Annotated in this window: 1 protein-coding gene; it reads left to right on the top strand. The window is 67.6% G+C overall.

The annotated features are described in order from the left end of the window. Positions 1-198, top strand: a 198-nt coding sequence (locus tag HKX41_12315) for a TonB-dependent receptor (protein ID NNC24920.1), incomplete at its 5' end; no start/stop codon positions are given. Positions 199-256 lie beyond the last annotated feature (58 nt).

Below are 256 nucleotides of genomic sequence, written 5' to 3'. Positions count from 1 at the left end.
CCGCCGGCGAGCGTGGACGACTACGCCGAGCTCGGCGCGAGCGTGAGCTGGACCTTCGACGACCGCCTGACGGTGGCCCTGGAAGGCATGAACCTGCTCGACTCCGAGTACAAGCAGTACCTGGGCCGCGAAGAGCTGGTCGCCCAGCGCTTCCACACCGGGCGCCGCTTCATGGCCTCGTTCCGCTTCAAGTTCTGATCGTCCGGTAAGGCGATCGACCGCTAGACCCGACAAGCCCGGCATGCGCATGCCGGGC

Source organism: Salifodinibacter halophilus (assembly GCA_012999515.1).
Taxonomy (GTDB): domain Bacteria; phylum Pseudomonadota; class Gammaproteobacteria; order Nevskiales; family Salinisphaeraceae; genus Salifodinibacter; species Salifodinibacter halophilus.
This window is presented reverse-complemented; position numbering and strand designations above follow the sequence as displayed.